The following is a 628-nucleotide window of genomic DNA, read 5'->3' on the forward strand; positions in this document are numbered from 1 at the left end:
ATTCCCAATGTAGAGGTATATGTATTAAATGAAGCTAAAAAACTTGTCCCTATTGGGACAGTAGGTGAACTTTATATAGGAGGTATCGCATTAGCACGAGGATATTTGAATCAACCTGAATTAACAAAGGCCTCATTTATCCCACACCCATTCAAGAATAGCTCTAATGATAGATTATATCGGACTGGTGATTTAGTTAAATATTTACCTGATGGAAATATAGAATATATAGGAAGAGCTGATAAACAAGTTAAGATTAGAGGATTTCGAATTGAGTTAGGTGAAATTGAAACAATATTAGGAAATCATCCAGACATTAAAGAAGTTACTGTGGTAGCGCAAGAAGATTCATTTGGAGATAACATCTTAGTAGCCTATATTGTGGGCGAAGGAGCTACACAAGAGTGGAGAAAACATGTAGGGGTACATCTTCCAAATTATATGGTCCCGGCTCATTTTATCAAGATAGAATCATTGCCATTAACTGTTAATGGGAAGGTAGATAAAGATGCTTTACCTGCATGGGCCTCTATTATACAAACGAACGAGGGATATATAGCACCTCGGAATAGAGTAGAGCAAAAAATGGTAGAAATTTGGTCAGAGGTATTAGGGATTGACTCCTCTG

General features: G+C 36.5%; 1 protein-coding gene. It reads left to right on the plus strand.

What is annotated here, in order from left to right; translation table 11 throughout:
* Window positions 1–628: AMP-binding enzyme (locus tag CN409_RS29175; protein WP_141527753.1), on the plus strand; the 628-nt coding region annotated here is incomplete at both ends.

It is taken from the genome of Bacillus sp. AFS012607 (assembly GCF_002558005.1).
GTDB classification, from domain to species: Bacteria; Bacillota; Bacilli; order Bacillales; family Bacillaceae_G; genus Bacillus_A; species Bacillus_A thuringiensis_S.